18 protein-coding genes are annotated in these 20,093 nt (G+C 55.4%); 11 read left to right on the top strand and 7 right to left on the bottom strand.

Features of this window, described 5'->3' with window-relative positions; all coding sequences use genetic code 11:
- From OCH02_RS24580 to OCH02_RS24560, 5 genes are all read left to right on the top strand, one after another.
- Nucleotides 1–831, top strand: an 831-nt coding sequence (locus OCH02_RS24580) for a transketolase-like TK C-terminal-containing protein (protein WP_315899246.1), incomplete at its 5' end; no start/stop codon positions are given.
- A gap of 350 nt (nucleotides 832–1,181) precedes the next feature.
- Nucleotides 1,182–1,679 carry an EamA family transporter gene (locus tag OCH02_RS24575; RefSeq protein ID WP_261433419.1) on the top strand — a complete coding sequence of 166 codons (498 nt, stop codon included), beginning with the start codon at nucleotides 1,182–1,184 and terminating at the stop codon, nucleotides 1,677–1,679.
- Nucleotides 1,680–1,855: 176 nt separating this feature from the next.
- A complete protein-coding gene (locus OCH02_RS24570; RefSeq protein ID WP_261433417.1) occupies nucleotides 1,856–2,944 on the top strand; it encodes an ABC transporter substrate-binding protein in 1,089 nt (362 codons plus the stop codon).
- Nucleotides 2,945–3,148: 204 nt separating this feature from the next.
- Entirely contained in the window at nucleotides 3,149–4,918 is a 1,770-nt protein-coding gene (locus OCH02_RS24565) for an ABC transporter permease (RefSeq protein ID WP_261433415.1), read from the top strand.
- A complete protein-coding gene (locus OCH02_RS24560) occupies nucleotides 4,911–5,981 on the top strand; it encodes an ABC transporter ATP-binding protein (RefSeq protein WP_261433413.1) in 1,071 nt (356 codons plus the stop codon). The genes OCH02_RS24565 and OCH02_RS24560 overlap by 8 nt, the downstream gene beginning before the upstream one ends.
- 44 nt (nucleotides 5,982–6,025) lie before the next feature.
- On the opposite strand, the gene OCH02_RS24555 is transcribed toward OCH02_RS24560, so the two are convergent.
- The 4 genes from OCH02_RS24555 to OCH02_RS24540 form a co-directional block, all read right to left on the bottom strand.
- Nucleotides 6,026–6,991 (bottom strand): PDR/VanB family oxidoreductase, encoded by a 966-nt coding sequence (locus OCH02_RS24555; protein WP_261433412.1) that lies wholly within the window; start codon nucleotides 6,989–6,991, stop codon nucleotides 6,026–6,028.
- Between the two features lie 37 nt (nucleotides 6,992–7,028).
- The gene (locus OCH02_RS24550; protein WP_261433410.1) at nucleotides 7,029–8,153 is read right to left on the bottom strand and encodes an aromatic ring-hydroxylating oxygenase subunit alpha; all 1,125 of its coding nucleotides are present in this window, start codon (nucleotides 8,151–8,153) and stop codon (nucleotides 7,029–7,031) included.
- A gap of 40 nt (nucleotides 8,154–8,193) precedes the next feature.
- The gene (locus tag OCH02_RS24545) at nucleotides 8,194–9,783 is read right to left on the bottom strand and encodes a BCCT family transporter (protein WP_261433409.1); all 1,590 of its coding nucleotides are present in this window, start codon (nucleotides 9,781–9,783) and stop codon (nucleotides 8,194–8,196) included.
- Between the two features lie 355 nt (nucleotides 9,784–10,138).
- Complete coding sequence (locus tag OCH02_RS24540; protein ID WP_261433407.1) at nucleotides 10,139–11,224, bottom strand: tartrate dehydrogenase; 1,086 nt, start codon at nucleotides 11,222–11,224, stop codon at nucleotides 10,139–10,141.
- A gap of 79 nt (nucleotides 11,225–11,303) precedes the next feature.
- On the opposite strand from OCH02_RS24540, the gene OCH02_RS24535 reads away from it, so the two are divergent.
- The 4 genes from OCH02_RS24535 (at nucleotide 11,304) to fbaA (ending at nucleotide 16,037) form a co-directional block, all read left to right on the top strand.
- Complete coding sequence (locus OCH02_RS24535) at nucleotides 11,304–12,263, top strand: LysR substrate-binding domain-containing protein (protein WP_315899245.1); 960 nt, start codon at nucleotides 11,304–11,306, stop codon at nucleotides 12,261–12,263.
- Between the two features lie 324 nt (nucleotides 12,264–12,587).
- Nucleotides 12,588–13,604, top strand: a complete 1,017-nt coding sequence (epd, locus tag OCH02_RS24530; RefSeq protein ID WP_012146648.1) for an erythrose-4-phosphate dehydrogenase — start codon at nucleotides 12,588–12,590, stop codon at nucleotides 13,602–13,604.
- Between the two features lie 77 nt (nucleotides 13,605–13,681).
- Entirely contained in the window at nucleotides 13,682–14,842 is a 1,161-nt protein-coding gene (pgk, locus tag OCH02_RS24525; RefSeq protein ID WP_174355304.1) for a phosphoglycerate kinase, read from the top strand.
- A 115-nt stretch (nucleotides 14,843–14,957) separates the two neighbouring features.
- The gene (fbaA, locus tag OCH02_RS24520; RefSeq protein ID WP_012146646.1) at nucleotides 14,958–16,037 is read left to right on the top strand and encodes a class II fructose-bisphosphate aldolase; all 1,080 of its coding nucleotides are present in this window, start codon (nucleotides 14,958–14,960) and stop codon (nucleotides 16,035–16,037) included.
- A 51-nt stretch (nucleotides 16,038–16,088) separates the two neighbouring features.
- On the opposite strand, the gene OCH02_RS24515 is transcribed toward fbaA, so the two are convergent.
- Nucleotides 16,089–16,757, bottom strand: a complete 669-nt coding sequence (locus tag OCH02_RS24515; protein ID WP_261433405.1) for a DUF1345 domain-containing protein — start codon at nucleotides 16,755–16,757, stop codon at nucleotides 16,089–16,091.
- Between the two features lie 193 nt (nucleotides 16,758–16,950).
- On the opposite strand from OCH02_RS24515, the gene mscS reads away from it, so the two are divergent.
- On the top strand, nucleotides 16,951–17,817 hold the full coding sequence (gene mscS, locus OCH02_RS24510; RefSeq protein ID WP_174355302.1) for a small-conductance mechanosensitive channel MscS: 867 nt from the start codon (nucleotides 16,951–16,953) through the stop codon (nucleotides 17,815–17,817).
- Nucleotides 17,818–17,972: 155 nt separating this feature from the next.
- On the opposite strand, the gene OCH02_RS24505 is transcribed toward mscS, so the two are convergent.
- On the bottom strand, nucleotides 17,973–18,665 hold the full coding sequence (locus tag OCH02_RS24505; protein WP_261433403.1) for a B3/4 domain-containing protein: 693 nt from the start codon (nucleotides 18,663–18,665) through the stop codon (nucleotides 17,973–17,975).
- Between the two features lie 43 nt (nucleotides 18,666–18,708).
- On the opposite strand from OCH02_RS24505, the gene OCH02_RS24500 reads away from it, so the two are divergent.
- Nucleotides 18,709–19,311 (top strand): helix-turn-helix domain-containing protein, encoded by a 603-nt coding sequence (locus tag OCH02_RS24500; protein ID WP_261433402.1) that lies wholly within the window; start codon nucleotides 18,709–18,711, stop codon nucleotides 19,309–19,311.
- A gap of 31 nt (nucleotides 19,312–19,342) precedes the next feature.
- Here the strand turns inward: OCH02_RS24500 and OCH02_RS24495 are convergent, their stop codons facing one another.
- Nucleotides 19,343–20,041 carry an RluA family pseudouridine synthase gene (locus OCH02_RS24495; RefSeq protein ID WP_261433401.1) on the bottom strand — a complete coding sequence of 233 codons (699 nt, stop codon included), beginning with the start codon at nucleotides 20,039–20,041 and terminating at the stop codon, nucleotides 19,343–19,345.
- Between the last annotated feature and the right edge of the window lie 52 nt (nucleotides 20,042–20,093).

Below are 20,093 nucleotides of genomic sequence, written 5' to 3'. Positions count from 1 at the left end.
ATGTGGTCCGGCTCGAAACCGCTGAACGTTGACCTGGCGGGTAACTACATCCACTACGGCGTGCGCGAGTTCGGCATGACCGCCATCACCAACGGCATCGCGCTGCACGGCGGCTTCCTGCCGTACTCGGCGACCTTCCTGATGTTCGTGGAATACGCCCGTAATGCGGTGCGTATGGCGGCGCTGATGAAAATCCGCAACCTGTTCGTCTATACCCACGACTCCATCGGTCTGGGCGAAGACGGCCCGACGCACCAGCCGGTTGAGCAGATGGCCAGCCTGCGCGTGACCCCGAACATGAGCACCTGGCGTCCATGTGACCAGGTGGAGTCGGCGGTGGCCTGGCAGTACGGCATCGAGCGCAACGACGGCCCGACCACGCTGATTTTCTCACGTCAGAACCTGACCCAGCAGCCGCGTAGCGCAGAGCAACTGGCCAACGTCTACCGTGGCGGTTATGTGCTGAAAGACTGCGCCGGTACGCCGGACGTGATTCTGATTGCCACCGGTTCGGAAGTGGGTATCACCGTGGAAGCGGCAGACCAGCTGACCGCGGCGGGCCGTAAGGTGCGCGTGGTCTCCATGCCGTCCACCGACGCGTTCGACAAGCAGGATGCGGCGTACCGTGAATCCGTGCTGCCGGCAGCGGTGAGCGCGCGTGTGGCGGTAGAAGCGGGTATCGCGGATTACTGGTACAAGTATGTTGGCCTGAACGGCGCCATCGTGGGCATGACCAGCTTTGGTGAGTCTGCCCCGGCAGAGCAGCTGTTCAAAGAGTTTGGTTTCACCGTGGAGAACGTGGTGGCCAAGGCGCAGGCACTGCTGAAATAAGCCGTAAGTAGGGGTACCGCAGGCTGCGCCCTGAACATGATGACGAAAACCCGGCGATGCCGGGTTTTTTTATATCAGGCAAAGCGTTAGCCAGCGCTGGCAAGCATGTCGAGGGCAAGTAATATTTCTGCGTGTGGGTTGAAAGAATCATATTTAAACGAGACATGGCCATCCTCAACCGGCTTTCGGCCCATAAGCTCATCAGGTTTATGGTTTTCACATAATTGCGCCGAGCTATTTTTCCGCCAATTTCGTCGCCAAAACTTCCTGTAATAAACGATGTTAGGGAAATGTTAAATTAGTTAGTATGCTTCGTCGTGAACCATCAACAGCATTATTCAGGTATCTTTATGGTAATTACCGGCAAGGAAAGCTTCTATCGACGCAAATCCATTATTGCGCCGTTTTTCCTGATACTGATCTGGTCGACCGGGTTTATAGCCGCCCGCGCGGTGGCCGACCATGCAGACCCCAATCTCTTTCTGACCTTTCGTTTCCTGATCGCCGCCGCGGTGTTCGCCCTGTTGGCCGCCCACTGCGTCTGGCCTAAGGGACGACAACTGATCATGCACCTGCTTACCGGAATGCTGATGAACGGCGTGTATCTTGCTGCCAGCTGGTGGGCAGTGGCCAACGGTCTGGCGGCTGGCGTCATGTCGTTGATCGGCGGCCTCCAGCCGCTGTTCACCGCGCTGATGCTGCTGGTGCCCCCGGCCGCCGCGCTGCAGGCGTATTTTCTGTTTGGCGAAGCACTCTCACTGGTGCAATTGACGGGGTTTATGTTGACGCTGCTTGGGGTGGCCATTGTGCAAAGGATCCGTCTGTTACGGCGATCCAATTTAGTGTAATAGCATCGATTTTTAACGCCGTTATTCGCAAACAGCCCGCTGAAGCGGGCTTTTTTATTGACCAAAAATCGGCCAACCTCACAAAACACGAAGATAAAAAATCAACGGCGTTGCTTAAGAACACTTATTAACTATATGTTAATTTTTGGTTTCTTAAATGTAGCCAGGAGTTGATCATGTTGACAAAAATCGGCGCGTCGGTGGTGGCGATGGCTGTTCTGGGCGCGGTGCCTGCTTACGCTGAGTTTCCGGCAGGCTATCCAGCCGACTATCAAAAAATTGTGGATGGCGCGAAGAAAGAGGGCAAGGTGGTGGTGTATTCCACCACAGATACCAAGGCTGCCGGCCCGCTGATCCAGGGATTTGAAGCGCAGTATCCTGGTATTAAAGTCGAATATAACGACATGAACAGCACCGAACTGTACAACCGCTATATCAGCGAACAGGCGGCGGGTGGCACCAGCGGTGACGTGGTGTGGAGCTCGTCGATGGACACCGCGCTGAAGCTGGCGACCGATTATGCGCAGGAATACGCTTCACCAGAGCAGGGCCAATTACCCAAGTGGGCGGTATGGAAAGAAAAAGCCTACGGCACCACCTACGAACCGGTGGTCTTCATCTATAACAAACGGTTGATCCCGCAGGGCGATGTGCCGGACTCTCATGCCGCGCTGGCCAAGCTGATTGCCAGCCAGACCGATAAATTCAAAAAGAAAGTCACCACCTATGACATTGAAAAGTCAGGGTTGGGTTTCATGCTGTCGGTACAGGATTTCAAGGCCGATCCGAACTATTTTGCCACCCTGGCTGACGTCGCCAAAGGGGGGCTGGCGGTGCAATCTTCTACCGGTACCATGATGGAAAGGGTGTCATCCGGGGAGAACCTGATTGGTTTCAACATCCTGGGTTCCTACGCCGAAGCCCGTGCCAAAACCGACCCTTCGCTGGGCATCTCTTATCCGAAGGATTACACCCTGGTGCTGTCGCGTGTGTCCTTCATCAGCAAAGAAGCGGCTAACGCCAACGCGGCAAAACTGTGGCTTAACTATGTGCTGTCGGAAAAGGGCCAGAGCATTCTTGCCAACCAGGCCGACATTCCTTCGATTCGTAATGATATCGAAGGTAAAAACGACATTGACGGCATGACCAAAATGCTCGGTAAGGCGCTGAAACCGATCCCGGTAGATGAAAGCCTGCTGGAGTATCTGCAGCCGGCCAAACGCCTGGATTACATCAAGCAATGGCGTACCGCCGCAGCAAAATAATATACCCGTCATGCTTGGCGCTGCCTCTGTGTTGGCTGCACTCACTTACCCGAATCACTTACTGAAGTAAGCTCATCGGGATAAGCGCTCTTGCCGCCTTGATGCAGCGCCAATGATTTTGGGTATAGCAGGATACGGACGCGCGTCTGCCATTGTGGCGCGCGCCCTTTGGTCGTCGTCGTTTACAACCATCGGGATATATTTATGGAAGCATGGCGCAGAAAGTGGCAAAGCCTGCCGCGCGGCTTGGTGGTATTGATAACCGCACTGGTTATTTACGTGCCGCTGTCGTTTATCGTGATTCAAAGTTTCCTCTCCGCTCCCTTTTTCTCCCCCTCCAAGGTGTTCAGCCTGGAGGCATTCCAGTTTATTTTCACCGATCCGGATTTTTACAAGGCGCTGAAAAGTGGGTTTATCCTGGCTTTCGGCCTGGTGGTGATCGCCATTCCGCTGGGCGGTATTCTGGCTTTTTTAATGGTCAGAACCGATTTGCCCGGCCGCCGTTTTATTGAGCCGCTGATCCTGGTGCCGATCTTTGTCTCGCCGATGGTCCTGGGGTTTGGCTATGTGGTGGCCGCCGGGCCGGTGGGCTTCTTCTCGCTGTGGGCGGAATCGCTGCTGGGGTTCGTACCCTGGAATATCTATTCGATGGCCAGCATCGTGGCGATCGCCGGACTGACGCACGTGCCGCACGCCTATCTTTATATTTCTTCGGCCTTGCGCAGCGTGGGTTCCGACGTGGAGGAGGCCGCGCGCACGGCGGGTGCCTCGCCTTTGCAGGTGATGACGGCGGTCAGTTTGCCGATGGTGCGACCGTCCATTTTGTACGCTGGGGTGTTGCTGTTTTTCCTCGGGTTGGAAGTGTTCGGCCTGATGCTGGTATTGGGCGATCCGGAAGGCAACCTGGTGCTGGCGACTTACCTGTATCAACTGACCAATAAGCTGGGCACGCCGTCTTACCATCTGATGGCGGCGGTGGCGGTGGTGCTGATCTGCATCACCATTCCGCTGGTGATGTTGCAGCGCCGTTTGATGCGCACCGCTAACCGCTTCGTTACCGTCAAGGGCAAGGCGTCGCAGGCGCGGGCGCTGCCGCTGGGCAAATGGCGTTGGGTCGCCGGTGCGGTGGTGGTGTTCTGGCTGACGGTGACCATCGGCGTACCGCTGGTGGGGGTGGTGCTGCGCGCCTTTATCTCCAACTGGGGCGTGGGCGTTTCAATCTGGGACGAGCTGTCGCTCAACACCTTCCGCACCATCTGGCAGCAACCCAACCTGCTGCGAGCGATCGTCAACTCGATGGCGATTGGGGTATTCGGCGGCGCGCTGGCGGTGGTTTGCTATCTGTTTATCGGCATTGCCATGCACCGCAAACCCGACGGGGCTACCCGTTTCCTCGATTACAGCGTGCTGGTGCCGCGTGCGGTACCGGGCCTGCTGGCGGGGCTGGCGTTCCTGTGGGTGTTCCTGTTCCTGCCGATGTGGCTGGACAAGTCATTGAAAGAAGGCTGGCTGTCGGCGCTGCCGGTGGCCGAGTGGCTGCGGGAGAATCTGATCGTCTGGCTGCGGTCCTTGCGCAGCACCATCTTTAGCGTCTGGCTGGCGTACACCGTGGTGTGGATGGCCTATGGCCTGCGGCTGATCTCTTCGACGCTGCTGCAGGTCGGCCCGGAACTGGAAGAAGCGGCGCGCAGTGCCGGCGCGACCCGGGGGCAAATCACCCGTCACGTCACCATCCCGCTGTCGCGTTACGGCCTGATTGGTTCCTGGCTGCTGATGTTCCTGATTTTCGAACGCGAATATTCCACCGGGGTGTATCTGTTGTCTCCGGGTACCGAAACCATAGGTTCGATGCTGGTTTCCCTGTGGGCGGCGGGCGCCATCGATATCGTTGCGGCTCTTTCGTTCATAAACATCCTGCTGGTGGTGTTGGGTCTGGGTATTGCCCTGCGCTTTGGAGTGAAATTACATGATTGAACTTTCGGTAGAAAATCTGCATTTAACCTACGGCGACAACCCGGTGTTGAAGGGGGTCTCGATGGATTTAAAGCGTGGCGAGGTAGTTTCGCTGTTGGGGCCGTCGGGCAGTGGTAAAACCACGCTGCTACGTGCGGTTGCCGGGCTGGAGAAACCGACTCAGGGCCGCATTATCATTGGCAACAATACCGTGTACAACGGCAGCGCGCGCAGCGAAATTCCGGCGGAGGAGCGCAACCTGGGGTTGGTGTTTCAGTCCTATGCCCTGTGGCCGCATAAAACGGTGTTTGAAAACGTCGCCTACCCGCTGAAATTACGCAAAGTCGCCTCGGCGGAAATCAACCAGCGGGTGCAGGGCGTGCTCGACCAGCTTGGGCTGGGGCATTTGGGCCAGCGTCATCCTCATCAGTTGTCCGGCGGCCAGCAACAGCGCGTGGCGATTGGACGGGCGCTGGTGTACAACCCGCCGGTTATTCTGCTCGATGAACCGTTATCTAACCTCGACGCCAAGCTGCGCGAAGAGGCGCGGGTGTTCCTGCGTGAGCTGATCATCAAACTGGGGCTTTCGGCGCTGATGGTGACTCACGATCAGAACGAGGCAATGGCCATCTCCGATCGCATCCTGTTGCTCAACAACGGAAAGATCGAGCAGCAGGGCACGCCGCAGGAAATGTACGGATCGCCGTCGACCCTGTTTACCGCCGAGTTTATGGGCAGCAATAACCGCCTGCACGGCAAGGTTACCGAGGTGAGTGAGGGCAAAGCGCGCATTGAAGGCAAAGACTGGGCGCTGTGGGGCATGGCGGGGGCAGGGGTAAAAGCCGGCGAAGAGGCCACGGCGGTGATCCGCGTGGAGCGCGTGCGCCTGGGAGATGATGCGCAGGGCAATCAACTTGAGCTACCGTTGCTGACCAGCATGTACCTCGGCGATCGTTGGGAGTACCTGTTCCGCACCGTCGCCGAGGATTTCGTGGTGCGCGCTTATGGCACCGAAGTGCGTGGTCAGACACTGTGTCGGCTTTCCCTGCCGCCCGAGCACCTGTGGATTTTCCCTAAAGTTTAGCCCGCCAACTAGCCGCGTCCTGTCCAGGGACGCGGCTCACTGAATCACAAATCCAGTACCAGCCGTTTGCCCTTGGCCCGTGAGCAGCAAATCAGCAGGCTTTGCTGTGCTTGTCGTTCCTCCTCGCTCAGGTACTGATCGCGGTGGTCGGCCTCACCTTCAATAATCCGTGTTTCGCAGGTGCCGCAAATCCCTTCCCGACACAGGCATTCCACCTTTGCCGCTTTGCTGTTTTCCAGCGCTTGTAAAATAGTGACGCCTTCTGCCACCTCCAGTTCAATACCCGAACGGGCCAGCACCAGGGTGAAGGCACCGCCCTGACTGTCAGCGGCACTAAAGGCTTCGCGATGCAGACGTGCTGGAGCAATTCCCAACGCCGAGGCCGTCTGCCATACCGCTTCGTTCAGCAAAGGAGGGCCGCATACGTAGATATGAGCGCTGGGTTCTACATCGGCCAGCAGATGCTTCAGATCCAAACGGCTACCCTGGCTAGAGATGTGGCAGTGGATATGCTCGGCAAACGGTGACGTTTCCAACTGAGATTGAAAGGCATTATGTTCCTCACTGTGAAAGCAGTAGTGCAGTCGGTAGCCTTGGCCACGCTGATGCAGTTCATGCAGTTGCGCCATGAACGGTGTGATACCGATGTCGCCCGCAATCAATAGGTGGTATTCCGCATCCGGCGCCAGCGCAAACAGATTATTCGGCGTGCTGATGGTCAGCGTATCGCCAATCCGCAGGTTGTCGTGCATGAAATCCGATCCCCCCTTAGAGTGCGGTTCGCGCCGCACAGCAATCTGATACTGCTGTAAGTCGAAAGGGGAACTGAGCAGGGAGTAAGCGTTGCTGTAACGCCGTTCCCCCTGTTGCATCTGTACGATGATATGGCTGCCGCCGTTGAACGCAGCCAAGGGGCGCCCCCGTCGGTCCGCCAGAGTGAAGCGCTTTACCTGTGCGGTAATGGGTTCGATATCGATAACGCTGACCTCGAACATCTGATAGCGGGACATAATCTAAACTCCAGAGCGCGGGTAGACCCTGACGCATTCAAGATTGGAATACCTGAGCCACCAGATTATGGAAATGCGCGATGGCGTGTTCACTGACGCCGCTGCCTGCACCGTCGGCCATAATGCGTCCCTGGCCGCGATAACCGCGCGATTTCAGTCCTTTCTGCACGCTTTCGACCAGCCGCAGATCTTCCGGACGGAACACGTCGCGATACCATTCGATCAGCCGCTGCTGTTCGGCGGTCAGATCCTGATTAGTGAAGTAAATGTCATAGTTCTGCAGGGTAGTTTCCGCATCGACCGGGAACTCATAAATCACCGTCATCATGCCTTCCAACGGCGGGATATTGAACATGGTGCATGGCCATAACCAGATGCCGTGGAAACTGGCGTCTTTGCCTTCTTCGAATTTGAATGACTGCTCGGAAGGGCGGGCATAGCCAAATTGCATCGTCCAGTTGCCGTGTAGGGTGTGCCAGTAGCGATCGACCTGCACAGAGTCGGCAAAGCCGGGGTGCGCCGGTGCGCAGTGGTAACATTCGAGATAGTTATCAACAATATTTTTCCAGTTGGCCGGGGTATGCGTAGTAAAGCGCGCCGCCAGTTTCAGGTCGTCCACTGTCGGGCAGGCTTCGCGCACCTTGGTTGCCAGTCCAGGCAGTTGATCTTCTACGCTGCCGGCTTGTGAGTTCATATTGATAAAAATAAACCCACCGTATTCTTCTACGCGCAGTGGCATCAAATGTGCGTTGTCTTTATTGAAATTATGTACGTTTTCACAGTTGCGTGCGTGTGCCAGCTCACCATCGAGTTTGAACGCCCAGGCGTGATAGGGGCAGGTAATGACGTTTTTGGCTTTGCCTTCACCCGTCAACAATTGGTGGCCGCGGTGCGGGCAGACGTTATAAAAGGCGCGCAGTTCCTTATCGCGGCCACGTACCACCAGAATGCTCTCGCCGATGATTTCTCGGGTGATGTAATCATTTGGCTGAGCTACTTCACTGCCGTGTGAGATGCAGATCCAGCTATTGGCGAATATCTGCTCTTTCTCATGTTCGAACGCCGTCGAGTGAGTATAGAACTGGGCCGGAATGGTGTATGCCTCGCTGGCATCGGCGCAGAAGTCTTTGGGTAAGATGAATGCAGGGGTCAGATTGCTCATGGTTAACCTTCCTCTTATTGGTTTTATTCCGTAGGGGGATTCAGACGCTAGTCGAGTTGCTTACCGGGCTGACGGCCGGCGGCTCGCTCTGCACGGGGGGGCTGCTGTCAATCAGGTTTGCCGGTGTGGCGGCGTAGTCCTGTTTTAACCAGCGGAAGAAACCGTAGGTTTTTATCAGCAGTACTACCAGGAACGGCAGAGCGGTCAGGATGACGGTGGTTTTCATGGTGTTCAGTGAGGCACCGGTAAACAGGATCGCCAGTGGAATCAGGGTGATCACTACGCACCAAAACAGGCGTAGCATTGGGCTGGGATCTTGGCCTTCTTGCAGATTGCGGGTACTGGTGGCGGCCATGGTGTAGGCAACGGCGTCCATGTGTGACGCCAGAAAAATAATCATGATAAACAGATAACCAGCCAGGAACAGTTTACCGAGCGGCAGTGACATCAGCAGCATTTGCACTGCCGTTTCGCCTCCCTGAGTGTTGAGGATCTCCGGCACGTCTAACTGGCCGCTGATGAATTGGTGCATGGCGAAACTTTCCAGCGCACCGAAGAAAAACCAGCAGCCGAGGGTGCTGCCGAACAACAAGGCCCAAATGACCTCTTTGATCTTGCGCCCGCGAGAAACTCGGGTCACAAACATGGCGACGCCCGGTGTATAAGAAATCCACCACAGCCAGTAGAACACTGTCCAACTGCGATTAAAGCTACCGTCACCCATAGGGTCGGTAAACAGACTCATTTGCAGGAAGTTCTGCGCCGTCAGGCCGATGGCGTTAACGGTATTGTTGATGGTGAATTCGGTTGGGCCGACCAGTAGTACCAGCGCAGCGAAGAGAAAAGCGCCCCAGCCGACCATTTTACTCAGCCGCTGCATGCCACCGTCGATGCCGACGTAGGAGCTGAGGCAAAAAATCACCGCGGCCAGCAGGATCACCGTAGCCTGCACTGTAAAGGTGTCGGGAATGCCGGTTAACGCTGTCAGCCCACGGGTAAAGGTGGAAGCGGTCAATACCAGCGAGATAGTCAGTGCGCCCACCGTTGCGACCAGAAAAATAAGGTCTACGGCTCGTCCAATCGGCCCATTGGCGCGTACGCCGGTAATGGCCGCAATAATGCCAGACAGGCTCAATCCCTTGTTTTTACGCACGTGGAAGTGATAGGCCATGATCAATGAGGCCAGCGCGTAGGTTGCCCAAGCGCTCAGTCCCCAGTGGAAAAACGAATAGCTGATGCTATATTCCAACGCTTTTGGGCTGCGTGGCTCAATATTCAGCCCCGGCGTTTGGTAGTAATAGGCCCATTCCATCACGCCCCAGTAAAGGGTGGAGGAACCTAACCCGGCACAGATGAACATAAACAGCCAGGCCAGAGTGGGGTACTGCGGTTTGCCTTCGCCCAAATGGATATTGCCGTATTTGCTTAATGCCAAATAAAGCACCACCAGGAGAGCCAGCAGCATCAGAACCTGAATGATGGAACCGAACAGCCGCGTGACCGCATTGAAAATGGTATTGGCGACCCGTTCGGACTGAGCCGGGAATAGCATCAGGAAAATAGCAATCAGCGTGATGCTGCACAGGCTGATGGCAATAAGCATGACATCCTTTTTAGGGGCGCTCTCCATGGTGTGAACTCCTGTATTTGTGGTGGGCAGAGGCAGGCAATTAACCTTGCGCATCGGCCTTTTTGGCATCGTGCCATTTCTTTTGTCAGACCACGTAGGGCGGATGTTCGATACCTTTGGTACCGCAAATAGTTACCCTTCCTTAACATTTTTGAGTGTGCACAAATTAGCCGAATGCCACAATTAGGGGATCTGTGAAGGGATAAAACACAGTATGTGAATAATTTGTTGTGATCTTGCCGTGAGAATTTGTGTGGTTTTCAGCGGCGATGCTGCAGTACAAATCGCAAGACAAAGTGGGACAGACAACGCAGGGTGTTAGGTAACACCCTGCGGATGGTTTAGGGCAGGAACGTTAAGAGAGCAGCAGGGCGGCGATCGCCTGGCCGACCTGCTGAGTGGTGGCATGGCCGCGCATGTCCGGCGTCCGCGGCCCGTTGGCAATAACCTGTTCGATGGCGGCCAGAATGCCGTCATGGGCCTGACGGTAGCGTGGTTCGTCCTCCCCGAGGAAGTCCAGCATCATGGCACCGGCCCAGATCATGGCAACCGGGTTGGCGATGTTTTTGCCGAAGATATCCGGCGCGGAGCCGTGCACCGGTTCGAACAACGACGGGAAGCTGCGTTCGGGGTTGAGGTTGGCCGAAGGCGCAATGCCGATGGTACCGGCGCAGGCGGGGCCAAGGTCGGACAGGATATCGCCGAACAGGTTGGAAGCCACCACCACGTCAAAGCGTTCGGGCTGGAGCACGAAGCGGGCACACAGAATATCAATGTGCTGTTTGTCCCAGCAGATCTCCGGATATTGCTGCGCCATGGCCGCCACACGCTCATCCCAGTAAGGCATGCTGATTGCCATACCATTGGACTTGGTGGCGGCGGTGAGCGTCTTGCGGGGACGCTGCTGTGCCAGCTCAAAGGCGTATTTCAAGATGCGATCAACGCCGTGGCGGGTGAATACCGATTCCTGGATCACCATTTCACGCTCGGTGCCTTCAAACATCCGGCCGCCGAGTGAGGAATACTCTCCCTCGGTATTTTCGCGCACCACGTAAAAATCGATATCCCCCGGTTTTTTATTTGCCAGCGGACAGGGGACGCCGGGGAATAGCCGCACCGGACGCAGGTTCACGTATTGATCGAAATCGCGGCGAAACTTCAGCAGTGATCCCCACAATGAGATGTGGTCCGGCACCTTGTCCGGCCAGCCGACGGCGCCAAAATAGACGGCGTCGAAGCCTTGCAGTTGCTCGAACCAGTCGTCCGGCATCATCTTGCCGTGGTGCAGATAATAATCACAGCTGGCCCATTCGAAGGTTTCAAACTGCAGGGACAGATCCCAGCGTGTCGCCGCAGCCTGTAAAACGCGAATGCCTTCCGGCATTACTTCCTGGCCGATGCCGTCTCCCGGTATGGCGGCGATTTTATAGCTTTTGCTCATAGGGTCTCACTTGTAGGTAGAGGTAATTGACATCCCCCCCATCCTATAATTGACTAACTGTTAATCAATGCTGGAAACGGTGAAACATAAAACACGAATCATGAATAATATTCCGATCCTCAGTGACCTGCGGGTGTTTGTGTTAGTGGCACGTCGCGCCGGATTTGCCGCTGCCGCCGACGAGTTAGGGGTTTCACCGGCGTTCATCAGCAAACGCATCGCCCTGCTGGAAAAGGCGCTGGGGGTGTCTTTATTGCACCGCACCACGCGGCGGGTGGCAATCACCGAAGATGGTGAACGTATTTATGAGTGGGCGTTGCGCATTCTAAATGACGTTGACCAAATGATGGATGAGCTTTCCGATGCCCGGCAGGCACCACAGGGCACGCTACGTATTGTCAGCAGCTTTGGTTTCGGCCGGCGTTTTGTCGGCCCTGCGCTGTCGGCCTTGTCGCGGCAGTACCCGGCGTTGGAGCTGCGCCTGGATGTTTCCGATCGGCTGGTGGATCTGGTCAGTGAAGGCTTTGATCTGGATATCCGCATTGGTGATGACATTGCGCCCAATCTGATCGCGCGTAAGCTGGCACAGAACCAGCGTATTTTGTGCGCTTCGCCGGAATACCTGCGGCGCTGTGGGACGCCCAAGAATCTGGGGGAGCTTTCCGGACGTGCCTGCCTGGCAATCAAGGAACGCGATCATCCTTTTGGGCTGTGGCGGCTACAGGGGCCGCAGGGCGAGGAGGCAGTGAAAGTGACCGGCGGGCTGTCATCCAACAACGGTGAAATTGTGCATCAATGGTGTCTGGACGGGCAGGGCGTGGCGCTGCGCTCGTTCTGGGACGTGAGGGAGAGCATTGAAAAAGGCCGGTTGGTGCATCTCCTGCCGGACTACTACCAGCCGGCAGATATTTGGGCGGTGTACGTTTCGCGTCTGGCGACCTCGGCCAAGGTGCGGGTGACGGTCGAATTTTTGCGCGAATATTTCCGTCAGCATTATGGCGAGACCTCGTTATTGTCAGAATATCTGGCGCGTCGCTAAGAATTGGCCATGGAAAAGTGTGCGCTAGATCATCTTATTCCCGCAAAGTGTCGTCCGGTTGCCAGGCAGGCTGTCGCATCTGTTCCTTTTGGCAAAACTTTGGTTTATGCTCGGCTGAAGCGTTTCAGTTGTGGCTGTTTTCAACAGAAACGTTGGAGTGAGGCCGGTGAAACAAGTGCCGGGCCGAAGGAATAATGTGATGCGAGGATTCACAGCGGGTGGTGCGCTAACGTACTCTATGCGGGTTATCCAGATACCCCAGTCAGCGCCCTCTCGATCACGGTGAACACGCCCGGTGAGAGAAGGCCCTTTTTCAGGAGCAGCATGACAATCCGCATAGCGATAAACGGCTTTGGCCGCATTGGCCGCAGCGTTTTACGCGCACTGTATGAATCGGGAAGAAGAGCGGAAATTTCCGTGGTGGCGATCAACGAATTGGCAAACGCCGAAGGGATGGCCCACCTACTGAAATACGACTCCAGCCATGGCCGCTTTGCCTGGGATGTTCGCCAGGAATGCGACATGTTGACCGTCGGAGACGACACCATTCGCTTGCTGCATCAGCCGGCGGTGGAACAGCTTCCCTGGGGGGAGCTGGGCGTTGATGTGGTGCTCGATTGCAGCGGTGTGTACGGTAGCCGGGCAGATGGCGAGGCCCATCTGGCGGCGGGGGCGAAAAAAGTGTTGTTCGCTCACCCTGGCGGTAACGATCTGGATGCTACCATTGTATTTGGGGTCAACCATCAGACGCTGCTGGCGGAACACCGTATTGTTTCCAATGCGTCATGCACCACCAACTGCATTATTCCGGTGATCAAGCTGCTGGACGATGCCTACAGCATCGAATCAGGCACCCTGACCACCATCCACTCTTCGATGAACGATCAACCGGTGATAGACGCCTATCATCAGGATTTGCGGCGTACCCGCGCGGCGAGCCAGTCGATTATTCCGGTCGACACCAAGCTGGCCGCGGGCATCACCCGTATTTTTCCGCAGTTTTGCGATCGCTTCGAAGCGATTTCGGTACGCGTGCCGACCATCAACGTGACGGCCATCGATCTCAGCGTCAGCGTCAGTTCGGCGGTGAAAGTGACAGAGGTCAACCAGCTGCTGCAAATGGCCGCACGGGGATCATTTCGTGGTATAGTTGACTATACGGAACTACCATTAGTCTCGATCGATTTTAACCATGACCCGCATAGCGCTATCGTTGACGGTACGCAGACCCGGGTCAGCGGTCAGCACCTGATCAAGACCTTGGTCTGGTGTGATAATGAATGGGGCTTTGCCAACCGGATGTTGGATACAACACGGGCAATGGCCGCAAGCGGTTTCTAGTACGGCGGCATCGGCATGTCCGATGCGCCGCTCAGGCAACTTTATAGTTTCTAGAGAATCAACCAAGAGGGTTCACCATGTCTGTAATTAACATGTCCGATCTGGATCTGGCCGGTAAACGCGTTCTGATCCGCTCCGATCTGAACGTTCCAGTGAAAGACGGTAAAGTGACTTCCGATGCACGTATCCGTGCCTCCCTGCCGACTATTGAAGCTGCGCTGAAACAAGGCGCCCGCGTGATGGTAACTTCCCACCTGGGTCGTCCTACCGAAGGCGAGTACAACGAAGAATTCTCCCTGCTGCCTGTGGTCAACTATCTGAAAGAACACCTGAAAAACCCGGTTCGTCTGGCTAAAGACTACCTGGAAGGTGTTGACGTTGCAGAAGGTGAACTGGTCGTGCTGGAAAACGTCCGTTTCAACAAGGGCGAGAAAAAAGACGACGAAACCCTATCCAAAAAATATGCGGCGCTGTGCGACGTGTACGTGATGGACGCCTTCGGTACTGCGCACCGTGCGCAGGCTTCCACCCACGGCGTGGGCAAGTTCGCTCCTGTTGCCTGTGCGGGCCCGCTGCTGTCTGCAGAACTGGAAGCCCTGGGTAAAGCGCTGAAAAGCCCGGCTCGCCCAATGGTTGCCGTGGTTGGCGGTTCTAAAGTTTCGACTAAATTCGATGTGCTGAACTCGCTGGTGAAAATCGCCGATACGGTGATCGTGGGCGGCGGCATCGCCAACACCTTCGTGGCTATCGATAATAACGTTGGTAAATCTCTGTACGAACCTGACTTCGTCGATGCAGCAAAAAAACTGCGTGACGAGTTTAAAATTCCGGTTCCTACCGATTCTCGCGTAGGTACGGAGTTCTCTGAAACTGCACCTGCTACCTTGAAAAAAGTCAGTGAAGTCAACGATGATGAAGAGATCATGGACTTCGGTGACGAAACCGCGCTGGCTATGGCCAAGTTGCTCAAAGAAGCCAAAACCATTCTGTGGAATGGCCCGGTTGGCGTATTCGAGTTCCCTAACTTCCGTAAGGGCACCGAAATTGTCGCACGCGCTATCGCAGACAGCGAAGCATTCTCTATCGCGGGTGGTGGTGATACGCTGGCGGCTATCGATCTGTTCGGTATTGAAGATAAAATTTCTTATATCTCTACCGGCGGCGGTGCTTTCCTGGAATTTGTGGAAGGTAAGGCGTTACCGGCAGTAGTGATGCTGGAAGAGCGCGCCAAGCAGTAATTCAGACAGCGGGAGGCGAAAGCAGCCCGTTTATTTTATACCGCGCGGCATAGGCGGCGCGGCATGAAAAATCGATTTACATCCATCTACGGCCGACGAAACAGGACAAAGTAACATGTCTAAAATTTTTGATTTCGTAAAACCGGGTGTCATCACTGGTGATGACGTTCAGAAAGTATTCGCAGTAGCTAAAGAGAACAACTTTGCTCTGCCAGCAGTTAACTGTGTAGGTACCGACTCTATCAACGCCGTGCTGGAAACAGCCGCGAAGGTACGCGCTCCGGTTATCGTTCAGTTCTCCAACGGCGGTGCCGCGTTTATCGCCGGCAAAGGCGTGAAGACTGACGTTCCACAGGGTGCAGCAATTCTGGGCGCGATTTCTGGTGCACACCACGTTCATCAGATGGCTGAGCATTACGGCGTGCCGGTTATTCTGCACACCGACCACTGCGCGAAGAAACTGCTGCCATGGCTGGACGGCCTGCTGGACGCTGGCGAGAAGCATTTCGCCGCTACCGGCAAACCATTGTTCTCTTCCCACATGATCGACCTGTCTGAAGAGTCCCTGGAAGAAAACATCGAAATTTGCAGCAAATACCTGACTCGCATGGCGAAAATCGGTATGACCCTGGAAATCGAACTGGGCTGCACCGGCGGTGAAGAAGATGGCGTGGACAACAGCCATATGGACGCATCCTCCCTGTACACTCAGCCAGAAGACGTGGCTTACGCATACGAAAAACTCAATGCGATCAGCCCACGCTTCACTATCGCGGCGTCCTTCGGTAACGTGCACGGCGTTTACAAGCCAGGCAACGTGAAACTGACCCCGACCATCCTGCGAGATTCTCAGGACTATGTTTCCAAGAAATATAACCTGCCGCACAACAGCCTGAACTTCGTGTTCCACGGCGGTTCCGGTTCTAGCGACGCAGAGATCAAAGAGTCCGTAGGTTACGGCGTGATCAAAATGAACATCGATACCGATACCCAATGGGCAACCTGGGACGGCATCCTGCAGTACTACAAAAAGAACGAAGGCTATCTGCAAGGCCAACTGGGTAACCCAGAAGGCGCTGACAAGCCGAACAAGAAATACTACGACCCACGCGTATGGTTGCGTTCAGCCCAGACTTCGATGATTACTCGTCTGGAACAGGCTTTCAAAGATCTGAACGCAGTAGACGTTCTGTAATCTCGGTTAGCTGCTGATATCAAGGCTCCCCTCGGGGAGCCTTTTTTGTTTCTAGCTCAGCAGGCCGGCGCCGACGTTAATCGACAGCCCCAAAATCACCAGGTTGAAGACAAAGGAAATCACCGATTGCAGCAGGGCGACCTTGCGCACTTCGGCCGCGCCGACCGCCACGTCGGCGGTTTGCGACGCCACGGCAATGGTGAATGAGAAATAGGCGAAGTCCCAATAGGTCGGTTCTTTGAGGTCACCGGGAAACAACAGCGGCAGCGGATCTTGCTGCGCGCCCTGACGATAAAATTGATGGGCATAGTGCATGGTGAACGAGGTGGGCAGCAGCAGCCAGGACACCACCAGCGTGGCACCGGTCAGCGCCAGATGCAGTGTTTTCAGCGAGTCGCTGACCTGCCTGGTGGTACTCAGCTCAAACAGAATCGACAGAATGCTCACCATGCAGCCAATGCTGACCAGCGCCAGCACTTTACTGGCGCTTTCATCCTGCGTGCGTGCGAGCTGGCGGATATGCTTCGGCGTGCTGACCAGCATCAACCGCCAGAGAAACAGCAGGTAGCACCAGGCCAGCAGGTTCCAGCCGAGCATCAGGCGTTGCAATTGACCGAGCCTGTCCGGCAGCAGCAGGTAGCACAGAATGCCCGCCGCGACGGAAAGCAGCAGCCTGGGGCGAACCCGCCAATAGTGTTGAATCGACGATGGCATGTGCATGACGAGCGAAGTTCCTTATCGTTAAAAAGGCGATAGCGCTATGTTCAGCATAGAGGAAGTTCGGCGATTTTTGCCGCTTACGGTTGGCATGCTGCGGAAATGTTAGTTAACCTAGGGCGGTGGTTTCCGACTGACGCCAGATGTCAGTTTTTTTGCGAGTTTATCCCCTTAGGGAAAAGTTAGGACGACACGAATGAAAGATCTGAATGTAGTAGACGGCATTAATGGTGCCGGTAACTGGCTGGTGCAGAACCAGGATTTATTGATTCAGTATGCGGTGAACATCGTCGCGGCAATTGTTATTTTCATCATTGGTTCGGTCATTGCCCGGGTAGTCAGCAATGCGGTAAACCGCGTGATGAAGCTGCGCGGCATTGATGCCACGGTAGCGGATTTCCTGTCGGCCATGGCGCGTTACGGCATTTTGGCCTTCACTTTTATCGCGGTGCTGGGGCGCGTTGGCGTACAGACCACTTCGGTGATCGCCGTGCTGGGTGCCGCAGGTTTGGCCGTCGGCCTGGCGTTGCAGGGCTCGCTGTCCAACTTCGCCGCAGGCGTGTTGCTGGTGGCCTTCCGTCCACTGCGTGCCGGTGAGTACGTCGACTTGGGCGGCGTAGCCGGTACCGTCGACCAGGTGCAGATTTTCTCCACCACGCTGCGCACAGCAGACAACAAAACCATCGTGGTACCGAACGGTAAAATTATCGCCGGTAACATCATCAACTATTCCCGCGAGCCGAACCGCCGTGTGGATATCGTGGTTGGCGTGGCTTATAACGCCGACATCGATGTAGTGAAAAAGGTACTGGGCGATGTGATCGCCGCTGACAAGCGCATCATGCACGCCAAAGGCGTGACCGTGCGTCTGAACGAGATGGCGCCTTCTTCACTGAACTTCGTGACCCGCTCCTGGACCACCAATGCCGAGTACTGGAACGTGTACTTCGATCTGATGGAGAACTTCAAGCGCGCACTGGATGCCAACAACATCGGTATTCCGTTCCCGCAGATGGACGTTCATCTGTATCGCAACGATGCGACCACCGCGAAAGCGGAATAACGGAAAGGGGCCTTGGCCCCTTTTTTAATTGCTGGCCGAGGCGGTATTTGTCGTATCTCGTGTTTAAAACCCACCAAACAATGTGCCCGTTAACTTAAAAATCAAGCAGTCTTTCCAGGAGAGAGACCGCCAGACAGAATCACAAAATTTTATTATTAAGCTCCCTGCCCAATAAGTTTCTGCTGGATTTCAGCCTCCGGCATCATATCCTGCAGCCCTTTAATCAGCATTTCCCCGGCTTCCTGTAAGGCTGTCAGGGGCATCTCGGGCAAACTTTCCAGAATAAACCACATTTGTTGGCTTTCAACGCTCAGACGGGTTCTTGTCCCTTGCCGCCAGTTCCAGCGTCGGCATGTCACCCCAATATCATCTCGCCACACCACTTCGCCGGGTTCGGGAGACTCGTGAGCCGGTTGGCCCTCTTTCACCGTATCAAACAACTCACTGCCATCTGCTAGGGTCAACTGCGGGGTTCCCACATAGGCGGCCAGATTTTCCCCTCCTACCGGGATGGCATAACGCAGACTGACCGCATTATAGAGATCTACCACCGGATCGATTCCAGGCATGTTGCCATCCCGCAGAACTCTTTTACGAAGTGCTTCGGCGGAACAAGGGGTCCGCTTGGGTTTTGCACCAAAGTGTTTGAAAACTTCCGCCCAGGCTGCCAGATGAGGTTCTGCCCATTCAGGTGCTCCCGCTGCAACCAGCTCACAGGCCTGTTTCAATGCAATTTCACCCACTTCTGGACGTATGACCGGTGCCGCTTTGACGAGAATGCTGATAGCCCGAAATCCCGGCGCGATATTGGCAATATCGCTATTAATTGACGGAGTAACAGAAAACATTGGATAATTCCATAATGACTAATTTATTACATGATATCGACCAGTGACCATTAAAGTCAATAAATCGACCGATCCGGGCGCTGACATCCATTCAGTCAGCGCAGCGGTATCCGGACGGATCAAAGCCTTCCGGAAACAAAAAAAACTCTCATTGGATGAGCTTTCTCGACGTGCGGGTGTCAGCAAGGGCATGTTGGTAGAAATCGAAAAAGGAGCGGCTAACCCCAGCATCGCCATTTTGTGCAAGCTTGCCGCTGCCATGGGGGTGTCCGTAGCCGATATCGTCGATGTAGCCAGCAAGCCACCGGTCCATGTGATCCAACAGGATGACATTCCGGTTCTATGGGTAGGTGAAAAGGGCGGGAGCGCACGGTTGCTGGCTGGTACCAGTGGCCCGGATATGGTTGAACTCTGGCGCTGGCATATGTATCCCGGAGAGCAATTCGCTTCACCCGGTCACCCTGTTGGTACATGCGAACTACTGCATGTGGAACAAGGGACGCTCCAGCTTGTTGTCGATAAGACAACGTTGATGGTCCCTGCCGGTTGTTCTGCCATAGCCAGAACGGATTTCCCGCATCAATATGCCAATAACAGTCATGAAGAGCTTATCTTTACGATGACCGTTGCAGAGTTACATCCTTAAACGGCAGCCTGCGCCATAACGCCTTTCTCCTTCAGAACGGGCTGGCGTTATAGGCTTTGATCGGCTCTTCAGTTATGGGATGAACAAAATGCAGCTCACTGGCGTGCAGCATCAGCCGCGCTGTCCGTTCGGTGCCGGGCAGCAGGAGACCGCCATACAGGTCACAGCCCAAAATAGGGTGGCCCAATTGCTGACAGTGGATGCGCAGTTGATGAGTGCGCCCGGTTTCCGGGGTTAGCTGTACCCGCGTCAATGGCAGCGACGTTCCGTCTTCCAACTCTCGATAAAAGCGCTCAACGACCCGATAACCGGATCGCGCGGGTTTGCCGTGGATGGCGCAAATCGACATCAGCGGGAACAACGCCGGATCTTTGGCAATCGCGGCGTCTATCACCCCTTGGTTGTCGTCCAGATGTCCGCACAGCAGTGCGCTGTACACTTTGGTTACGGTGCGCTGGCTGAACTGCTGGCAGAGGGCGGCATTGATAGCCTTATTGCGGGCAATCACCATCAACCCCGAAGTGCCGAAATCCAGGCGATGGATCAGGGTACAACCGGGGAATTGCTGTACCAGCCGATGATGCACCGAATCGAGATTTTGCGGATTTTTCCCCGAGAGGCTGAGCAGCCCACTGGGCTTGTTGATCAGCAGCAGACTCTCATCCTGATAGAGGATCTCGATCTGTTCATGGCATGGCGGGGCAATAAAGGTATCGATAATCTTGGACATCAGGCCAACCGGCGGGAGAGTGAGGGCGGATGATAACGAATTTTAAACCGAC

It is taken from the genome of Serratia quinivorans (genome assembly GCF_946227985.1).
Classification (GTDB): Bacteria; Pseudomonadota; Gammaproteobacteria; order Enterobacterales; family Enterobacteriaceae; genus Serratia; species Serratia quinivorans_A.
The sequence above is the reverse complement of the archived record's forward strand: the minus strand, read 5'-3'. Positions and strand labels throughout refer to the sequence as shown.